This is a genomic window from Massilia sp. LXY-6 (assembly GCF_051233485.1).
Classification (GTDB): Bacteria; Pseudomonadota; Gammaproteobacteria; order Burkholderiales; family Burkholderiaceae_D; genus Telluria.
Genome location: NZ_JBKFGF010000046.1, coordinates 1 through 19,092, shown reverse-complemented (window position 1 = coordinate 19,092; position 19,092 = coordinate 1). Strand labels below are relative to the sequence as shown.

Here is a 19,092-nt window from a genome sequence, read left to right as displayed (position 1 = left end):
GCGCTGCCCACCTAAGGCGTGAGCAGCGCACTGCCCGCGACCGCCATCAGCGCTCCTGCGCCTCCTGAAGCGCCTGCCTCAAGGATTCGCGATCGGAATCTCCCTGGTGGCGTACGCCGTTGATGAAGAAACTCGGCGTGCGGCCGGCGCCGTCGTGGTGGGCACGTTCCAGGTCGCGCTGCACCCGTGGGCGATGGCGCCGCTCCGTCACGTCGGCCCGAAAACGTTCGAGGTCGAGGTCCAGGCTTTCCGCCAGTACCACCAGGTCCTGCTTGTCCATGACCTGGCGCTGCTGTTCGAACAGGATGTCGTGCATGTCCCAGAACTTGCCTTGGGCGGCCGCGGCCTCGGCCGCTTCGGCGGCCAGTTCGGCCAGCGGGTGGAAGTCGGCCAGCGGCAGGTGACGGTACACCAGGCGAATCCCACCGGACTGCGCGCCCACCTCGTCCGCCAGTTCGCTCAGCGCGGCGTGGGCCCGCGCGCAGTAGGGGCATTGGAAGTCGCCATATTCGATCAGCGTCAGCGCCGCATCCTGTGGGCCCCGCACGTGCTCGTCCGGGCCGATCTCGTCTACTCGGTTCATCGTTCCTCCTGTGTTCGCGATGGCCGCATCATGGCATGCGCGCCGGATCGCCGCCGCGAGTTTCGGGAAGGAACCAATCGAGCTTCTACAAACCGCATCCCTTGCCGTGAGCGGTTTTTGGAAGCTCTAGAAGACACACATCTTGTCGGCCTCCTCGCGCAGCCAGGGACGGAAGTCCGGGTGCGCGATCGCGATCAGTGCCTGAGCGCGCTGCTTGGCCGACTTGCCGCGCAGCTGGGCCACGCCCCATTCGGTGACGACGTAGTTGACGTCGTTCTTGCTGGTAGTCGCATGGGTGCCGGGCGAGAGTATCGGGACGATGCGCGACACCGTGCCGTCCTTCGCGGTCGAGGGCAGCACGATGAAGGACTTGCCGCCGCGCGAGCGATTCGCCGCGCGCACGAAGTCGACCTGGCCGCCGGTGCCGGAATAGGGCAGGTGGCCGATGCTCTCGCTGCCGCACTGGCCGAGCAGGTCGACCTGCAGGCTGGCATTGATCGACACCAGCTTGTCGTTCTGGCCGGCCACATAAGGGTCGTTGGTAAAGTTCGACGGGTGCATCTCCAGCATCGGATTCTGGTGCATGAAGTCGTACAGCTTGCGCGAGCCGAGCGCGAAGGTGGCGACCATCTTGCCCGGCAACAGGGTCTTCCTGCTGTTGTTGACGGCGCCGGATTCGACCAGCTTGAGGATGCCGTCGCCGATCATCTCGGTGTGGATGCCGAGGTCGCGCTTGCCCGTCAACTGCATCACCACGGCGTCCGGGATGCCGCCGTAGCCGATCTGCAGGGTCGACCCGTCCTCGATGTGTTCGGCCACCAGCGCGCCGATCGCTTCCTGCACCGGGCCGATCTTCGGCAGGCCGACTTCCAGGATCGGGTCGTCGTTCTCGACCAGGGCCGTCACCTGCGAGATGTGGACGTGGCATTGGCCATGCGTGAAGGGCACGTTAGTGTTCACTTCGAGCACCACCACGCGCGCCTTGGCGACCGCCGCCATCGTGTAGTCGGTGCCCAGGCTGAGCGCGAACCAGCCGTGCGGGCTCATCGGTGATGCCATCGCGAACACGACGTCGGCCGGCATCAGGCCGCGTTCGATCAGCGCCGGGATCTCGGAAAAATAGTTGGGGATGAAGTCGCACCAGCCGCCCTGGCCGCCGGTGCGCGAGGCGCCGCCGAAGAACAGCGAGGCGTGGCGCACGTGGTCACGGCATTCGCGCTCGAAGTAGCCGTACTTGCGCATCGCCAGGATCTGCGCGACCTTGATGTCGGCAAAGCGCCGGTGCTGCTCGGACAGCGCGTGCAGCAGGGTAGGGGGCTCGCCGACCCCGGTCGGCACGATGATCATGTCACCGTCGAGCAAGTGATCGAGGGCGTCGAGGGCGCTGCCGCGTTTCGACTGGTACATCTGCTGCAGATTCTGCATTGCGGTCTCCTGTCGTTATCGTCGTCTTGATGCTGTACTCCGGTCCAGCATAGCAGCGTAATCGCGCAAGCTGACTGGAAATTGACAGCCTATGCTAGAGTAAAACAGTTTTAAACCGACAACTTTTTTGGATGGCATGTATGAAGCGCGTCACCGGCATCGGCGGTATCTTCTTTAACGCGCAGGACCCGGTGAGGCTGCGCGCCTGGTACAAGCGGCACCTCGGCATCGACGTGATGGACTGGGGCGGCACCGCCTTCCCCTGGACCGACGACGAGGGCAAGCCGGCCGGCGGCATGACCGTCTGGTCGATCAACGCATCCGACACCACCCTCTATGCGCCGAGTACCGCGCCCTTCATGATCAACTACCGGGTCGCCGACCTGGCCGCGCTGCTGCAGGCCCTGCGAGACGAGGGTTGCCAGGTGCTCGACAAGAGCGAAGACGGCGAATATGGCAAGTTCGGCTGGGTCATCGACCCTGAAGGCAACAAGGTCGAGCTGTGGGAGCCGCCGCCGGGCCAGTGAGGCCAATCAGCCGGACCGGGGCAGCCGCGCGCCGGCCCGGACCGGCGCGGCCGATAATGCACTCATCCAGCTATCGGGGTGAGCCATGAAACAGATCGGATCGTTCGGCGCCATGGCGCTGTCCGCGCTGCTTGCCGGCATGGTTCCGGCAGCACAGGCAAGTCAGGCGCAGGTCCAGCCGCAGGTGCAGAGCCCGCAGCAGGCGCAGCAGGCACAGCAGGCCCGGGAGCAAGCCGAATCCTACCTGCGCAAGGAGGAAAGCGCCGCCACCGGGCGCCGGAACCAAAGCACGGAGCGGGCCAACCAGGATGCCGGCGTGGCCGACGAAGCGGCCGGCCACAGCGATGCCGCCCGGCCCGCGCGGTCGACCGACCCGAATGCCGCCGCTGCCGGCGACAAAAGCGCCCGCCCGGCCGGCAGCACGCAGCCGCCGCTCAGCTATGGCCCGGTCCTCGGCCCGCGCCAGCCGCAATCCACGAATCCGGCGCGCAAGGATCCGGCCGAGGTGCATGACGAGACCGACAGCCTGACGCGCGATGCGCCGCAGCAGCAGTCGCAAGCTTCCCGGCAGAAGCAGAAACAGTCGAAGCAGGCCCAGCGCCGGCGCGAAGCCTGGCAGCCGGCCGGGCCGCTGGCCCCGCGCCCGCTGGACAGCGGCGAAGCGGCGGCCATCGGCTATGGCGCCGTCCCGGTCCCGGTGCCGGCCCAGGCGCCGCAGCCGGTCGTGCCTAGCCTGGCACCCCTGAATTCCTGCGTCGGGAACGCCTGCCGCGACGCCGCCGGCGGCACCTACAATCTCGGCCCGACCGGCACCGGCGTCAGCAGCAGTGGGCGCCTGTGCAGCAGCAACGGCACCACCGTGCAATGCTTTTAGCCATGGTATTTGTGCCGGAAGCTCGCTACAATCCAGGAGTTGACGTTTACGTAAACGTTATTTGGCGCGTCTAACAAACCCGCAGGGCAAGGGATGCGGCCTCCCGACGCATCGCCGTACGCCAGTACGGCGAGACGATGCAACGCCGCCATGGGGGTTGTTAGGCGCTCTTCATTCAAGCCTGGAGGAGACACCAATGCAGATTCAAGACAACATATTCATCGTGACCGGCGGTGCGTCGGGCCTGGGCGCGGCCACCGCGCGCATGATCGTGGAAGCCGGCGGCAAGGTCGTGCTGGCCGACGTGCAGGCGGAAGCCGGCGCGAAGCTGGCCGCCGAACTGGGCGCGGCGAACGCCCGCTTCGTGAAGTGCGACGTGACCTCGGAAGCGGACGGGCTGGCCGTGGTCGAAGCCGCCGCCTCGATGGGGACCCTGCGCGGCCTGGTCAACTGCGCCGGCGTGGCGCCCGCCATCAAGACCGTCGGCAAGGACGGCCCGCACCCGCTCGACGCCTTCCAGCGCGCCATCAACATCAACCTGGTCGGCACCTTCAATATGTGCCGCCTGGCGGCCGACGCGATGGGCAAGACGGAGGCCCTGGAGCACGGCGAGCGTGGCGTGATCATCAACACCGCCTCGGTCGCGGCCTTCGACGGCCAGATCGGCCAGGCCGCCTACGGCGCCTCGAAGGCCGGCGTGGCCGGCATGACGCTGCCGATGGCGCGCGACCTGTCGCGCAGCGGCATCCGCGTGATGACCATCGCCCCCGGCATCTTCGAAACCCCGATGCTGATGGGCATGCCGCAGGAAGTGCGCGATGCGCTGGGCAAGATGGTGCCCTTCCCGCAGCGCCTCGGCATGCCTGGCGAATACGCCCACCTGGCGAAGACCATCATCGAAAACACCATGCTCAACGGCGAAACGATCCGCCTGGACGGCGCGATTCGCATGCAGCCAAAGTAAGATCTTGTGAGCAAATTGCTCATTTGATGTAGGATGCTCCGTGATATCGGGCGTGCAGGTCGGCAACAACGATGGCCGCACGCCTGTTTTTTTCCGGAGATCCGATGAAGTTGAAACTGTTTGCCCTCGCGGCCGTCCTGGCCAGCGTCCAACTCCCCGTTCTTGCCCAGGATTTACTCCAGCGCGCCCCCGAAGCCGCCACCGGCTACCAGGAAAAAGCCGGCTGGGCCGCCCGCAACACCATGGTGGCGGCCGCCAATCCGCTCGCGGTCGAGGCCGGCTACGAGATGCTGAAGCAGGGCGGCAGCGCGATCGACGCGGGCATCGCCACCCAGCTGGTGCTGACCCTGGTCGAGCCGCAGTCTTCGGGCATCGGCGGCGGCGCCTTCCTGATGTATTACGACGGCAAGAAGGTGCAAGCCTTCGACGGCCGCGAGACCGCCCCCTCGAAGGCCGACGAGCACCTGTTCCAGCATCCGGACGGCACCCCGCTGTCGCGCCTCGAGGGCATCGTCGGCGGCCGCTCGACCGGCGCGCCCGGCGTGCTGCGCATGCTGGAGCTGGCGCACCGCCAGCACGGCAAGCTGCCCTGGAAGACCCTGTTCGGGCCGGCGATCCGCCTGTCCGAGAACGGTTTCGCGGTCAGCCCGCGCCTGAACGGCCTGCTGGCATGGGACCCGCATATCCGCAAGGACCCGACCGCGCGCGCCTATTTCTACGGCCCGGACGGCAAGCCCTGGCCGGTCGGCCACATCCTGAAGAACCCGGAGCTGGCGCGCACCCTGCGCGAGATCGCCGAGGGCGGCGCCGATGTCTTCTACAAGGGCCGCATCGCACGCGACATCGAAGCCAAGGTCAAGAGCCACCCGACCAATCCGGGCCTGCTCACCGCCGCCGACATCGCCGCCTATAGCCCGAAGCTGCGCGAACCGGTCTGCAACGACTACCGCGCCTGGACGGTGTGCGGGATGCCGCCGCCGTCCTCGGGCGGCATCGCCGTGGCGCAGATGCTGGGCATGCTCGAGACCCGCGACATGAAGGCGCTCGCGCCCACCAACGGCATCCCGGGTGCGGACGCGGTGCACGTGTTCTCGGAAGTCGGGCGCCTGGCCTATGCCGACCGCGACCGTTACGCCGCCGACACCGACTTCGTGCCGCTGCCGGGCCGCGGCATTCCGGCCCTGCTGGACAAGCACTATCTCGCCAAGCGCGCCAGCCTGATCGGGCCGCGCTCGATGGGCAAGGCCGAGGCCGGCAACCCGCCGGGCGTCGAAACCGCCTGGAACTGGGGCCTGGACAATTCGATCGAGGCGCATTCGACGTCGCACCTCGTTGCGGTGGACAAGTACGGCGCCGGCCTGTCGATGACCACCAGCGTCGAGGATGCCTTCGGCTCGCGCCAGATGGTCGACGGTTTCATCCTCAACAACCAGCTGACCGACTTTTCCTTCGATTCGCGTGACGCCAGCGGACCGATCGCCAACCGGGTCGAGCCGGGCAAGCGCCCGCGCAGCGCGATGAGCCCGACCATCGTCTTCGACAAGAAGACCGGTCGCTTCGTCGAGGCGATCGGCTCGCCGGGCGGCCCGCTGATCATCAACTACGTGGCGAAAGTCCTGGTCGGCACCCTCGACTGGGGCCTGAACATGCAGGAGGCGATCGCGTTGCCGAATTTCGGCAGCCGCAACGGTCCGACCGAGCTGGAAGCGGGGCGCTTCCCGGCCGCGGAAATCGAACAGCTGAAGGCGCGCGGCCACGTGCTCCGCATCGGCGAGCAGAATTCCGGGCTGCACGGCATCGAACGCATGGAGATCCACGGCGTGCCGCTGTGGTTCGGCGGCGCCGATCCGCGTCGCGAAGGTGTGGCAAAAGGCGACTAAAACGATAGCAAAAATGTATTTATTCCACCTGGCAGGGGCAGACTTTGCTACTCTTGCCCGGTGGATATTAAACATGGATTAGTCGGGCGCCCGCTGCGGCGCCTGTGGACGCTGTCGATGCTTGCGCTGCTGCTGCTGGCGCTGGCCTGCCTGCCGGGCGGGACGGCGTTCGCCGCGCCGACCCCGACGCTGCGCTTCGAGCACCTGTCGGTGGAGGAGGGCCTGGCCCAGGAATCGGTGCTGGCGATCGTCCAGGACCTCGACGGTTTCATGTGGTTCGGCACCCAGTCGGGCCTGTCGCGCTACGACGGCTACCGCTACACCAACTTCCGCAACGTGGTCGGCGACCCGAAGTCGCTGGTCAACAACTGGGTGCGCGTGCTCCACGTCGACCGCAAGGGCCGGCTGTGGATCGGCACCGACGGCGGCCTCGCCCTCTACCATCCCGAAAGCGCCAGCTTCTCGAATTTCCAGCCCGACGAGCCGGCCAAGCGCGGCAACGGCAACCGCCGCATCGGCGCCATCATCGACGACGGCAAGGAAGGCCTGTGGCTGGCCACCGGCGACGGCCTGCAACACTTCGACATCGCCACCGGCCGCTTCGCGACCTGGCACCACGTGCCCGGCGTGGACGAGAGCCTGGCCTCGGACAAGCTGTCTTCGCTGGCGCTGGACACGGGCGGCCGGCTGTGGGTCGGCACATCCAACGGCCTGGACAGCCTGGGGCCGGACCTGATGCGCTTCACCCACCATCCATCTGCGCGGGGCGGCAAGTTCGACGTCATCCAGGCCCTGCTGTTCGACGCCAGCCAGCGGCTGTGGATCGGCAGCGTGGGCGGACTGGAACGCCGCGCGCCCGGCGCCGGCGACAAGGGGCAGGAGGGGGCGGAGCCGGCGGTCCGTTTCGGCGAGGCGGACGGCATGCCCGAGGGAGAGATCAGCACGCTGTACCAGGATGCCCAGCGCCAGGTCTGGGTCGGCAGCCACGACCGCGGCCTGTTCCGCTGGCTACCGGCCGCCGGCCGCTTCGAGCACCATCCGCACCGCATCACCGACCATTACAGCCTCGGCGACAACCAGGTCTCGGCGCTGTACGGCGACCGCGTCGGCACCTTCTGGGTCGGCACCTGGTATGGCGGCGTGTCGCGCGCCGACCTCGGCGGCGGCGGTTTCGCGCGCATCGTGCGCGGCCCCGACCTGCCGATCACCCTCAACGACAACAAGGTGCGCGGCATTGCCTTCGATGCCGGCGGCAAGCTGTGGCTGGCCAGTAACGGCGGCCTGCACCATTTCGATCCGGCCACCGGGCAGGAAAAGACCTGGCGGCTGGCCGCGGGCGAGGCCGGCACCTCGGGCGACGCGATGGCCACCGCGGTCGCCGTGGACCAGGACGGCACGCTGTGGATCGGCGCCCGCAACGGCCTGGCCCACCTGGACCCGAAGAGCGGCCGCCTGACGCGGCAGGTGCTGGCTGGCGGCGATGTCGACGCCAACTTCGTGCGCAACCTGATGGTGGCGCGCGACGGCGTGCTGTGGATCGCCAGCCGCGGCGGCCTGCACAAGCGGGAGCCCAGGACCGGCAAGATCACCACCTACCAGCACAATCCGGCGGTCGGGGCCAGCCTGGCCGACAACGTGGTGCGGCCGATGCTGGAAGACCGCCAGGGCCGGCTGTGGATCGGCACCTTCGACGGCCTCGACCTGCTCGACCGCGCGACCGGCAGGTTCCGCCACTTCCGCCACGATCCGGGCGATGCCACTAGCCTCAGCCACGACGAAGTCCACTACCTGATGGAAGACCACAACGGCACCCTGTGGGTCGGCACCGCGGTCGGCCTGAACAAGATGGTGGTGGGCCGCGACGGCACCCCGCGCTTCCAGCGCTACACCAGCAACGACGGCATGAGCGACGACGCGGTGGCGGCGATGCTGGAAGACCAGGACGGCCGGATCTGGGTCAGCACATCGAGCAATATCGCGCGCCTGGACCCGGCCAGCGGCAGCTGGCGCAACTACGACGCCGCCGACGGCACCATCGAGGGCGCGTATTTCGACGCCTCGGCGCTGCGCACGCCCGACGGCACTCTCTACTTTGGCGGCAACAACGGCATCACCGCCTTCCATCCGCGCGCCCTGCACGACAACCTGATCGCGCCGCGCGCCGTGATCACCGGCCTGCAGATCTTCGGCGAGCCGGTGCAGAAGCGCCATCCGGGCCTGGCTTCCTGGCCGATCGAGCGCGCCGCCGGGATCACGCTGCCGGCCTCGGATTCGGTGTTCTCGCTGGAGTTCTCGGCGCTGCACTTCGCGGCGCCGCAGCGCAACCGCTTCGTCTACCGCCTGGCCGGCTTCGACCAGGACTGGATCACGGTCGACGCCGGCAAGCGCTTCGCCACCTACACCAACCTCGATCCTGGCACTTACGTGTTCCAGGTGCGCGCCGCCAACAAGGACGGGGTCTGGAGCGACGCCCCGGCCAGCTTCGAGATCAAGGTGCTGCCGCCATACTGGAAGACCTGGTGGTTCCGCGGGCTGGTCGTGCTGCTGGTGGCCGGCATCGGCTACGGCATCTTCCGCATCCGCGTGGACGGGCTGCGGCGCCAGAAGGAACTGCTCGAGCACCAGGTCAGCGCGCGCACCGAGCGCATCGAGCAGCAGAACCGCCTGCTGGAGCGCCAGACCGCCGAGCTGCGCGAGCAGCAGCGCCAGGTGCGCCGCCGTACCGACGAGCTGGCACGCGCCAACGGCGCCCTGCAGGAAAACGAGGAGCGCCTGTACCTGGCCAAGCAGCGCGCCGAGGACGCCACGCGCCAGAAATCCGAATTCCTGGCCAATATGAGCCACGAGATGCGCACCCCGTTGGCCGGGGTGATCGGCATGCTCGGCTTCGCCCTGCGCGACGGCCTGCTGCGCGACTCGACCCGCGAGCAGATCCTGCGCGGCCAGGCCAACGCCCAGTCGCTGCTGGCGATCATCAACGACCTGCTGGATTTCTCGAAGATCGAGGCCGGCAAGCTGACCATCGAGAACATCGACTTCGCCCTCGACGAGAGCATCGGGCACGTGGTCACCCTGTTCGAGGAGCAGGCCGGCGCCCACAGCGTGGGCTTCGCGGTCCGCCTGGACAAGGACTTGCCGCGCTTCGTGGTCGGCGATCCGACCCGCCTGCGCCAGGTCCTGGTCAACCTGGTCGGCAACGCCTTCAAGTTCACCGGGAGCGGCACCGTGACCGTGCGGGTCGAGCGCCGCCCGGATGACCAGGTCGATCTACTGAAGCGCAACATGATCCGCTTCTCGGTCGAAGACACCGGCATCGGCATCGAGCCTGACGCGCTGCCGCGCCTGTTCCAGAAGTTCGAACAAGCCGATGCCACCACGACCCGGCGCTACGGCGGCACCGGGCTCGGCCTCGCAATCTGCCGCCAGCTGGTCGAGCTGATGGGCGGCACCATCGGCGCCGCCAGCACGCCCGGCCTGGGTTCCACCTTCAGCTTCGTGCTGCCGCTGGCCGACGGCGTGCAGCCGCCGATGCTGGCGCAGGTGCCGCGCGAGCCGCATACCCACCGCCTGCGCGTGCTGTGCGCCGAGGATTACCCGACCAACCAGATCATCGTGCGCATGATGCTGGAAGAGCTGGGCCACCAGGTCGACGTGGTCGAGAACGGCCAGCTGGCGGTGACGGCCTGCGCGCGCAGCCGCTACGACCTGGTCCTGATGGACGGCCGCATGCCCGAGATGGACGGCGCCACCGCCACGCGCCTGATCCGCGCCGGCGGCCCGCCCGGCGCGCTGGTGCTGGACCAGCACCTGATGATCGTGGCACTGACCGCCAACGCCAGCGAGGAAGACCGCTCGCGCTACCTGGCCTGCGGCATGGACGCCTTCCTCGCCAAGCCGATCGACGAGGCCGAGCTGCACTTTCACCTGAGCCGCGCGATCGAGCGCCAGCTGCGGCGCGGCGTGGAACTGCAGCCGCTGCTGCTGCCCGAAGCCCGCATGCCCGCGGACAGCCCCGCGACGGCGGTCCCGCCGAGCACAGCCGACCTGGACGCCATGTTCGGCGTGTTTACCGGTCCGCCCCCGCTTGCCGGCCCGTCGCCGGCACCGACGGCGGGCGCGGCGGCCAATGTCGGGCGCCGCGTCGGCGACCTGAAGGGCCGGATGCGCGCCGCCTTCGCCGCCGACCTGCCGCGCCGCCGCAGCGAGCTCGACACGGCCCTGGCGGTTGGCGACGCCGAGGCCTGCGGCCGCCTGCTGCACGGCATGCGCGGCAGCGCCGGCTACCTGGGCGAAGCCGAACTGGACCAGCTGTGCGGCGAACTCGAGCGGGAAGCCGACGGCGGCCGCCTGGAGCTGGTACGGGCTCGCCTGCCGGACCTGCTGGGCCTGCTGATACGTTTCGAAGAAACCACGGCGTGAATCGTGCGCCCCCGAGGGCTATGTATAATTTGCTTCATGACAATAGTTCGAATGGCGGTGGCGCGATGAAAGTCCTGGTGGTCGACGATGATGTGGTGTCGCGCATGATGCTGATGCACATGATCGACAGCGCCGGCAACTATGACGTGCTGGAAGCGGAGGATGGCGAAGAGGCCTGGCGCCAGCTGGACGCCGGCGCCCGTCCGGCGCTGCTGTTCTGCGACCTGCGCATGCCGCGCCTGTCCGGCATGGAGCTGCTGGCGCGGGTCAAGGCCGACGAGCGCTTCGCCAGCCTGCCGTTCGTGCTGGTCTCGGCCGCCGCCGACAGCGCCACCATGGAGCGGGCGATTGGCCTCGGCGCCGACGGCTACATCGTCAAGCCTTTCGACGACGACAAGGTGCGCGGCTATCTGTCCAGCCTGGCCAAGGGCGGCGGCAGCCCGGATGAAAGCCCCGAGCTCACCATGCGCCGGCTCGGCATCGACGCCACCCGCCTGCTGCTCTACCTGGGCGGCCTGCAGCGCCAGCTGGCGGGCGCCGGCGCCGACCTCGAACGCCTCCTCGGCGCCGGCCAGGCAGACGCGGCCCGCGCCCATCTGGAGCGCCTGGCCGAAGGCTGCCGCACGCTCGGCCTGCCGGGCGCCGCCGCGGCGCTGGAGACCCGCGCCGCCTTGCCCTTGCCGGCCGCGGGAACGATCCGCGAGCTCGACGCCGCCTGCACCGCCGTGCTGCGCCAGACCGACGCGACGCGCCGCCTGGCGCCCATGTAAGGCGCGTTACCGCACAGAGCGAATTGGTGCTCTGTGCCAATTGCGCGCCGTCCGGCAAATGTTTCTCATTAAAATACCCCGGATGAGTGCATTATTTATACGGACAGTGCGGTGAGTGCCCCTCTCGGCTTCCTCGCGGGCGGCGGCCTGATGGGAGAGCGTATCGCCGCGCACGACTGGTCGGCAACGACGCTCGGGCCCATCGACGCCTGGCCCGCGGCCCTGCGCACGACGCTGAGCACGGTGCTCAATTCCAAGTTCCCGAACTTCCTGTGCTGGGGGCCGGAGCTCATCAGCTTTCATAACGACGCCTATACCCCGCTGCTCGGCACCAAGACCGCGCTGGGCCGGCCGTTCCGCGCGGTCTGGAGCGAGGCCTGGGACACGGTCGGCCCGATCGCCGAGCGCGCCCTGGCCGGCGAAGCCAGTTATTTCGAAGACTTGCCGGTGACGACCGAACGCTACGGCTATCCGGAGCAGCAGTCCTATACCTTTTCCTACAGTCCGGTGCGCGACGAGAATGGCAGCGTGGGCGGGATCCTGTGCACGGTGTTCGAGACCACCGGCAAGGTCCGCGCGATCGACGAACTGCGGCACCTGAACGAGAGCCTGAGCCACCAGGTGGCCGCGCATGCCGTCGACCGCGACCGCCTGTGGCGCATCTCGCCGGACGTGATGGCGGCGGCCTCGCTGGCGACCGGGCGCTTCCTGACCGTCAACCCGGCCTTCACCGAACACTTCGGCTGGAGCGCGGAAGAGGCGACCACCCGTCCGTTCATGGAGATGGTGCATCCGGACGACCGCGACGACGTGGCGCGCCACATGCGGATCCTGGCCGAGGGCGCGCCGCTGGTCGGCTACCAGACCCGGGTGCTGCACAAGGACGGCTCGCACCGGTGGGTGCAGTGGACGATCTCGCCGGAAGGGGAGCTGCTGTACGGCGTGGCGCGCGACATCACGGCCGAGAAACACCAGGCCGACGCCCTGCGCCAGGCCGAGGATGCGCTGCGCCAGTCGCAGAAGATGGAGGCGGTGGGCCAGCTGACCGGCGGCCTGGCGCACGACTTCAACAACATGCTGGCCGGCGTCGCCGGCCACCTCGAACTGATGAAGCTGCGCCTGCGCATGGGCCAGACCGCTGACCTGCCGACGCGCATCGACGCCGCCCTCGGCGTGACCCAGCGCGCGGCCGCGCTGACGCACCGCCTGTTGGCTTTTTCGCGCCGCCAGGCGCTCGACCCGAAGCCGACCAGCGTGAACGCCCTGGTGATGTCGATGAACGACCTGGTCAAGCGATCGGCGGGACCGTCGGTCACCCTGCGCACGCGCCTGCAGGCGGCGCTGTGGACCACGTTGTGCGACCCGAACCAGCTCGAGAGCGCGCTGCTGAACCTGGCCAACAATGCGCGCGACGCCATGCCGGAAGGCGGCGTGATCGTCATCGAGACCGAGAACGCGGTGATCGCGCCGCTGCAGGCGGGCCGCTACGGCGATCTCAAACCCGGCGAGTACGTGCTGGTGACGGTGCGCGACAGCGGCGCCGGCATGCCGCCGGACGTGCTGGCGCGCGCCTTCGACCCATTCTTCACGACCAAGCCGATGGGGCAGGGCACGGGCCTCGGCCTGTCGATGGTGTACGGCTTTGCGCGCCAGTCGGGCGGCCAGGTCCGCATCGACTCGGCGCCGGGGCAGGGCACCGAGGTGCGCATGCTGCTGCCGCGCCTGGTTGCCGAAGCGCCGGCTCCCTCGACGCCCGATGGCGATGCGCCGCTGCCGGCGCCGAACCGCAAGGGCATGGTGCTGGTGGTCGACGACGAGGCCGACATCCGCACCGTGATGGCCGAAGTCCTGCGCCTGCAGGGCTACACGGTGCTGGAAGCGGCCGACGCGCCGCAGGCCCTGCGCCAGCTGCAGGAGCGCGGGCGCGGCGGCCGCCCGGACATGCTGGTGACCGACGTCGGCCTGCCGAACGGCATGAACGGCCGCCAGCTGGCCGACCAGGTGCGGATGCTGTGGCCGCAGATCCCGGTGCTGCTGGTGACCGGCTATGCGGAGAGCACGGTGATGCGCAACGAAACCCTGCCGGCGCAGATGGAGCTGCTGACCAAGCCCTTCGCCATGGCCGCCCTGGTCGAGAAGGTCGGCAACATGCTGGCGCCGACTGCCGCCGGCGCAGGCGCGAACAGCGGCGCGGCCGACGAGGTACCGGCCTGATTGCTCGGTACGCACGCTTCCCCACATGCTCACCGAACCTCACGCCGGCCCGGCCGGACGCAGCATCCTGTTCTCCGGCCCGATGGTGCGCGCGCTGCTGGCCGGCACCAAGACGCAAACGCGGCGCGCCCAGCACCGCGCGCCCGGATCCGCACGCAAGCGTTTCGGCCAGCCCGGCGACCGCCTGTGGGTGCGCGAGACCTTCTTCGCCTTCGGACGCTGGGAGACCCGCTTCAATGCCGGCAAGGGCCGCGAGGAGCGGTATTTCGTCGACATGACGCGGGAATCCGGCCTGGCCTGGCGCTACGAGGCGGACGAGGGGGCCGGCGCCGATCCGCACGCCCGCCGCGAAGCGGGCGCGGCACCGGCCTGGCATAAACGGCCGGCGTTGTTCATGCCGCGCGCTGCGAGCCGGATCGTGCTGGAGATTGTCGGGGTGCGGGTCGAGCGGCTGCAGGAGATCAGCCCGGGAGATGCGCTGGCGGAGGGGATCGTGCCGGGTACGCTGGACGATCCGGTGCAGGCCTATCGCGGCGTGTGGGAGCGGATCAACGGGGACGGCAGCTGGGAGGCGAATCCGCTGGTATGGGTGGTGGAATTCCGGCAGGTCCACTAAGCTCCCCATCGTTACCGGCGCTGCCGGCAAAGTACCGGCCTGAAGTCGGATTTGCGCATGCCATCACCCTGGAATCATCGCTTACCTCCCCGGTTTTCCTGGCGAATTCGGATCGGCCTTTGCAAGGCGTCGCTGCACGAATAAAGTCGCGGCGGGTGAAATCCTTATTTTTAGTCGGACTGTTTTTGATATATATCAAACATTCTGCCTATTTCCCTTGTGGTTTTCTGCTTTACGGCAGTGCCTGATTCTGCCGTTGCTCCGTTGCTCACGGAGCTTTGATCTATATCAATCGCTGATGAACTCGCCTCCGCGACCCAATCCGGGTAGCTACTATAAATACATGGCTAAACGGAAAATCAGGTATGGAACTTCATATGCAATGGCAACTCGGTTCTGGAACCTGCGATGACGCTGGGCGTAATACATCGGTGCAGATTCAGTGCCACGAAAACGGCATACCCGAATATATTTCCGATGAGATCGACCGGGAATATGCGGCCTTACATGCATCGGTATTGCAGATGCGTCTGACCGGAAATCTTAACGGCCCCGTGTGGAGCTATATTTCCCTGAGCAAGGGTGAAATTCGGAGCACGCTTCTTTTCCAGATCGAAGGAAATGTGGTCAGGGTTCTCAACCAGCAAATGAGAATTGCGGCGGCAGACGTCAGCTTGTTCGTGCAAAACATCTTCGAGCGGTTTTCCGAAATAACGCGGATCGTATTTTTTGGCCTCCACATGGACAGGCTTGATCTTGCCTATCCTTATCAGCGCTTCTTCTGTGCCGAAGACATCGTGATACCGTTTTTCGACACGGCCGACGCTTATATGGCGCAGGTCGGCAAGGAGACACGCAAAAATATCCGGCGACGGAGCGCAGCACTTGCTTTGCGGCACCCTCGCTATCGCTACGAGGTGCGCGAAGGAGCTGACATCAATGAAGACCTGGTAGCGCTTGTCATCGCCTTCAACCGCGCACGGATGGTGCAGAAGGGCAAGGAATCGACGTACCGGGACGAGGATAGTCGGAGACTGGCCTTGCTGGCGATGCGTGGGGGGCTGGCCGGTGTCGTGTCCATCGACGACAAGATCGCTGCAGCGAGTGTCTGCTGCCGGGTCGGCAACGGCTATTACATGCTGGCCTCCGGTCATGACTGTGCCTATGACGAGTTCAGCCTCGGACTGTTGTGCTGCCACTGGACCGCTGCGCAGTGCATACGGCGTGGCGCCAGCGAAGTGAACCTGATGGGCGGCCGCCTGCATTACAAATATTGCTTGCTTGGGAAATCGCGAAAATACGACCGCCTGGAGGTATATCGCTCCTATGCGGCTTCGATGCGGCATCTCCCTACGCTGATTGACACGGCAGTTCGCGGTCACGTGTTGCAAACGCGCTTCGCCTTGCTGGATTGCGAGTTCAAGGATGGTGTCGCCGCGAAAACTGTCGCCCGGGCCATCCGCGCTTGGCGGGCCTTCAAGTCGGAGGTCTTGTGAATACCGGCCCGGTTCGCTCGTGTTCATCGCCGGTCGGGACCCCGGACATCAGTTTTTATGAGAACGAGGTGCCGCCGTTTGCCCGTCAACAAATGGAGCATCTGTACCAGAACACGTTTTCTTCTACCTTTGCGGAGCATGTCGGCGAAGCGGCGACGAATACCTACGTCGTGCGGGAAGGTTCGGCGGTCCGCACGATTTTCCTGTTCCAGGTAAAGGGCCGCCATGTCGTCGTCCTGAATTCGGCAATTCCGCTCGAAACCTCGGAGATAGAGCAGTTCGTTGCGTCTGTCTTCGCACGTTATGGCAGCGTGCAGGCAATCAAGTTCGTGTCCGTCGAGACGGACATTTCAGGATTCCTGTTTCCTTATCAACAGCTCCGGGCCTCGGAAGATTTCATACTGAGCCTGCCGGCGACCGTAGAGGCCTATTGGGAACGCCTGGGAACCTCATCGGCTACCACCCTGCGCCGAAAGCAGAGGAAGCTGGAGCGGGAAAGCGCCGGATTCAGCTTCACTATCCATGAGCATGGCGCCAACATGGATAGGGTGATCACAGACATCATCCGGCTCAAGACGAATGGAAAGGATCCTGCTGCGCGGCTGGATGAAGCACAACAGGCGTGGCTGCGGGAAGTCGTCGGCACGCACGGTTTCGTCGGCGTCATCTGTGCGAACGGCCGTGTTTGCGCGGGAGCCATCTGCACGCGGGTCGGCAGGAACTATTTCATGCATGTGGTCGCCCATGACCCCGACTTCGATGCCTATAGCCCAGGCGTGGTGTGTATCTACCTGACGGTCTGCGCGGCCATCTTACGCGGAGGCAGGGAATTCCATTTTCTCTGGGGACCGAGCGTCTGGAAGAGGCGGCTCAGGAGTGTCCAGCACGAACTGAACGATATCGTGGTCTACCGATCCCGGATGGATGCGGTGCGGTGCGCAAGAACCGCCTTGCTCGGCTGGCAGCGGGCCTGCTGGCGCCGTCTCAAGCTGGGCCTGCTCGCTGCCGCCGCGCCGGAGCGGCCGAGCGCCCGGATCGCAAAGCCCTTGCTGGACCAATGGTATCGGCTGAAGCGCAACACGCCAAGGTGAGCGTATGAGAATCCTGTTCGTCCATAACGCTTACCAGCAGGCTGGAGGGGAGGACGCCGTCGTCCGGGCCGAGGTTGCATTATTGCGCCGCCATGGTCATGAGGTCAGAACCTACTGGCGCAGCAATGACGAGCTGCTCGATGCAGGGCACGCGAGGGCAGGACTGTCGGCAATCTGGTCGCGGCGGACAGCGCAAGACATCGAGAACATCTGCGCGCTATTCGCGCCGGACGTCATCCACGTCCACAACACGTTTTTCGTGGTCTCTCCTTCGGTGTATTGGGCGGCCGCACGCTACGGGGCCGCGCTTGTCCAGACCCTGCACAATTTCCGGCTGTTGTGCCCACAGGGTACCTTCCTGCGCAACGGCAAGGTATGCGAAGACTGCCTCAACAAAAAGCCCTGGCGTGCCGTGACCAGACGATGCTACCGGGGCTCGGCGCTGCAGTCGTCGCTGCTTGCCGGGGTGACGAGCGCGCACGCGATGATCGGTACCTACCGGCGCCAGGTCACGCGCTACATCGCCTTGAGCGGATTCGCCCGCGGCCGCTTCATCGAAGGCGGACTGCCCGCGGCCAGCATCCGCATCAAACCGAATTTCGTCAACGTCAGCGTTGCGCCGGGCCGGAACACGGCCAGGCGCGGGGGATTATTCGTCGGCCGTCTGTCGGTGGAGAAAGGCATCGAGGTGCTGCTGGACGCAATGCGCATCCTGGACGATGCCGATATCCGCATTGTCGGCGACGGTCCATGCGCGGGCGCGGTCGCGACGCAGGTCGGCGACGCCCACCTCGGATTGCTGGCAAGCGATGAGGTTGCCGCACAAATGCGGTCGGCAGCTTTCCTGGTATTGCCGAGCACAGGTCATGAACAGATGCCGATGACGGTGCTGGAGGCATTTGCACATGGCTTGCCGGTCATCGCCAGTCGCCTCGGTGCGATGGCGGACATCGTTCGCGATGGCGTAACCGGACTGCTGGCCGAGCCGGGTAATCCAGCGGACCTTGCAGCAAAGATCGACTGGGCAAGGGCGCATCCCGAGCGCTTGCAAGCGATGGGTGAAGCGGCCCGTGCCGATTACGAAAGCAAGTACACGGCTTCGATCAACTACCAACTTCTAATGGATATCTATGAAGACGCTATCGCCGCTACGCGTGGAAGAGGGCATCCTGCGCAAGGGAGAAAGAATCCTCGGTACCTGGATCGATGCCTTGGCCTGGGACGAAGCGATTGAGCAGGTCGTGAAGTGGGGCTCGGCGCGTACGTCCCGCTACATCTGCATTTGCAACGTGCACTCCGTCGTCACGGCAACGCGCGACCAGGTATTCCAGCGCGCACTCGGCGGCGCCGACATGGCGACCTGCGACGGAGCGCCGATCGCGTGGGCTTTGCGGCGGCTCGGCTTTCCGGGCCAGGAAAGGATTGCCGGACCCGATTTGATGTGGCGCTACCTGCACAAGGCGAAAGCGCTCGGACATCGCGTCTATTTATATGGAAGCACCGAGACGACCCTGTCGAGGCTGGTCGAGCGCATTGCGCGTGACTTCCCGGGCATCGTCGTGGTCGGGATGCACTCGCCGCCATTCCATTCGCCAGCCTCTGACGACGAAGCCGCGGTGGCCGAAATCAACCGAAGCGGTCCCAACGTCGTGTTCGTCGGACTCGGCTGTCCGAAACAGGAAAAATGGATGGCGGCACATAGCGGCAACGTCAACGCATTGATGATCGGGGTCGGTGCCGCCTTCGACTATCACTCCGGCACCCTGAAACGCGCACCCTTGTGGCTGCAACGACATGGCCTGGAATGGCTCTACCGTCTCGCCTGCGAACCGCGCAGACTGATGCGCCGTTACCTGGTGACCAACAGCCTGTTCGTCGTCAGGATCGCCGCGCAGCTCATCTGCAGCAGGTGGACGCACCATAAGATGCGACACGATCCCGAAGTCCAGGAACAGTCGCGCCTTTGACCGCGCCGCCGAAAAGACCTGATGCCGTATGGTGCCGTGCCGCTCGCGCGTGCGGCCAGGACAGCCGAACAGGATTGTGCCCGAACATCCTTACCTGGGCCGGCCGTGTTCGCCGTGCGGCCTGGCGCGGGCGCGCATGGTCGAGTTCTGGTCCTGGCCGGACCAGGCCTTCCAGCCGGTGAAGCTGGTGGTGACACCGGCCGACCTGCCGTCCCAGTAGCGGCCGAACACGTTCACGTTGGTGCTGGTGTAGACGTTCGAGTTGA

At 66.5% G+C, this 19,092-nt stretch carries 14 protein-coding genes; 12 read left to right on the top strand and 2 right to left on the bottom strand.

Annotation, left to right across the window (positions count from 1 at the left end; translation table 11 throughout):
• Window positions 1-46 precede the first annotated feature (46 nt).
• Together ACI48D_RS19400 and ACI48D_RS19395 are read right to left on the bottom strand one after the other, a co-directional pair.
• Complete coding sequence (locus tag ACI48D_RS19400; protein ID WP_435572887.1) at window positions 47-583, bottom strand: DsbA family protein; 537 nt, start codon at window positions 581-583, stop codon at window positions 47-49.
• 126 nt (window positions 584-709) lie between these two features.
• Entirely contained in the window at window positions 710-2,008 is a 1,299-nt protein-coding gene (locus tag ACI48D_RS19395) for an acetyl-CoA hydrolase/transferase family protein (RefSeq protein ID WP_435572886.1), read from the bottom strand.
• Between the two features lie 140 nt (window positions 2,009-2,148).
• Between ACI48D_RS19395 and ACI48D_RS19390 the strand changes: the two genes are divergently transcribed.
• The 12 genes from ACI48D_RS19390 to ACI48D_RS19335 all read left to right on the top strand — a co-directional run bounded on the left by ACI48D_RS19390 (window position 2,149) and on the right by ACI48D_RS19335 (window position 18,826).
• A complete protein-coding gene (locus ACI48D_RS19390) occupies window positions 2,149-2,535 on the top strand; it encodes a VOC family protein (RefSeq protein ID WP_435572885.1) in 387 nt (128 codons plus the stop codon).
• 85 nt (window positions 2,536-2,620) lie between these two features.
• Window positions 2,621-3,409 (top strand): hypothetical protein, encoded by a 789-nt coding sequence (locus ACI48D_RS19385; RefSeq protein WP_435572884.1) that lies wholly within the window; start codon window positions 2,621-2,623, stop codon window positions 3,407-3,409.
• A gap of 196 nt (window positions 3,410-3,605) precedes the next feature.
• Window positions 3,606-4,373, top strand: coding sequence for a 3-hydroxyacyl-CoA dehydrogenase (locus ACI48D_RS19380; protein WP_435572883.1), 768 nt, complete (start codon window positions 3,606-3,608; stop codon window positions 4,371-4,373).
• A 104-nt stretch (window positions 4,374-4,477) separates the two neighbouring features.
• Window positions 4,478-6,253, top strand: coding sequence for a gamma-glutamyltransferase (gene ggt / locus ACI48D_RS19375; RefSeq protein ID WP_435572882.1), 1,776 nt, complete (start codon window positions 4,478-4,480; stop codon window positions 6,251-6,253).
• A gap of 117 nt (window positions 6,254-6,370) precedes the next feature.
• Complete coding sequence (locus ACI48D_RS19370) at window positions 6,371-10,672, top strand: two-component regulator propeller domain-containing protein (RefSeq protein ID WP_435572881.1); 4,302 nt, start codon at window positions 6,371-6,373, stop codon at window positions 10,670-10,672.
• A 65-nt stretch (window positions 10,673-10,737) separates the two neighbouring features.
• Window positions 10,738-11,442, top strand: a complete 705-nt coding sequence (locus ACI48D_RS19365; protein WP_435572880.1) for a response regulator — start codon at window positions 10,738-10,740, stop codon at window positions 11,440-11,442.
• A gap of 111 nt (window positions 11,443-11,553) precedes the next feature.
• A complete protein-coding gene (locus tag ACI48D_RS19360; protein ID WP_435572879.1) occupies window positions 11,554-13,656 on the top strand; it encodes an ATP-binding protein in 2,103 nt (700 codons plus the stop codon).
• A 25-nt stretch (window positions 13,657-13,681) separates the two neighbouring features.
• On the top strand, window positions 13,682-14,272 hold the full coding sequence (locus ACI48D_RS19355) for a hypothetical protein (protein WP_435572878.1): 591 nt from the start codon (window positions 13,682-13,684) through the stop codon (window positions 14,270-14,272).
• A gap of 365 nt (window positions 14,273-14,637) precedes the next feature.
• Window positions 14,638-15,768: a GNAT family N-acetyltransferase gene (locus tag ACI48D_RS19350; RefSeq protein ID WP_435572877.1), complete on the top strand. Its 1,131-nt coding sequence runs from the start codon at window positions 14,638-14,640 to the stop codon at window positions 15,766-15,768.
• On the top strand, window positions 15,765-16,859 hold the full coding sequence (locus tag ACI48D_RS19345; RefSeq protein ID WP_435572876.1) for a GNAT family N-acetyltransferase: 1,095 nt from the start codon (window positions 15,765-15,767) through the stop codon (window positions 16,857-16,859). The genes ACI48D_RS19350 and ACI48D_RS19345 overlap by 4 nt, the downstream gene beginning before the upstream one ends.
• 4 nt (window positions 16,860-16,863) lie before the next feature.
• Complete coding sequence (locus ACI48D_RS19340; RefSeq protein ID WP_435572875.1) at window positions 16,864-18,093, top strand: glycosyltransferase family 4 protein; 1,230 nt, start codon at window positions 16,864-16,866, stop codon at window positions 18,091-18,093.
• Complete coding sequence (locus tag ACI48D_RS19335; RefSeq protein WP_435572874.1) at window positions 18,071-18,826, top strand: WecB/TagA/CpsF family glycosyltransferase; 756 nt, start codon at window positions 18,071-18,073, stop codon at window positions 18,824-18,826. The genes ACI48D_RS19340 and ACI48D_RS19335 overlap by 23 nt, the downstream gene beginning before the upstream one ends.
• Window positions 18,827-19,092: the final 266 nt, after the last annotated feature.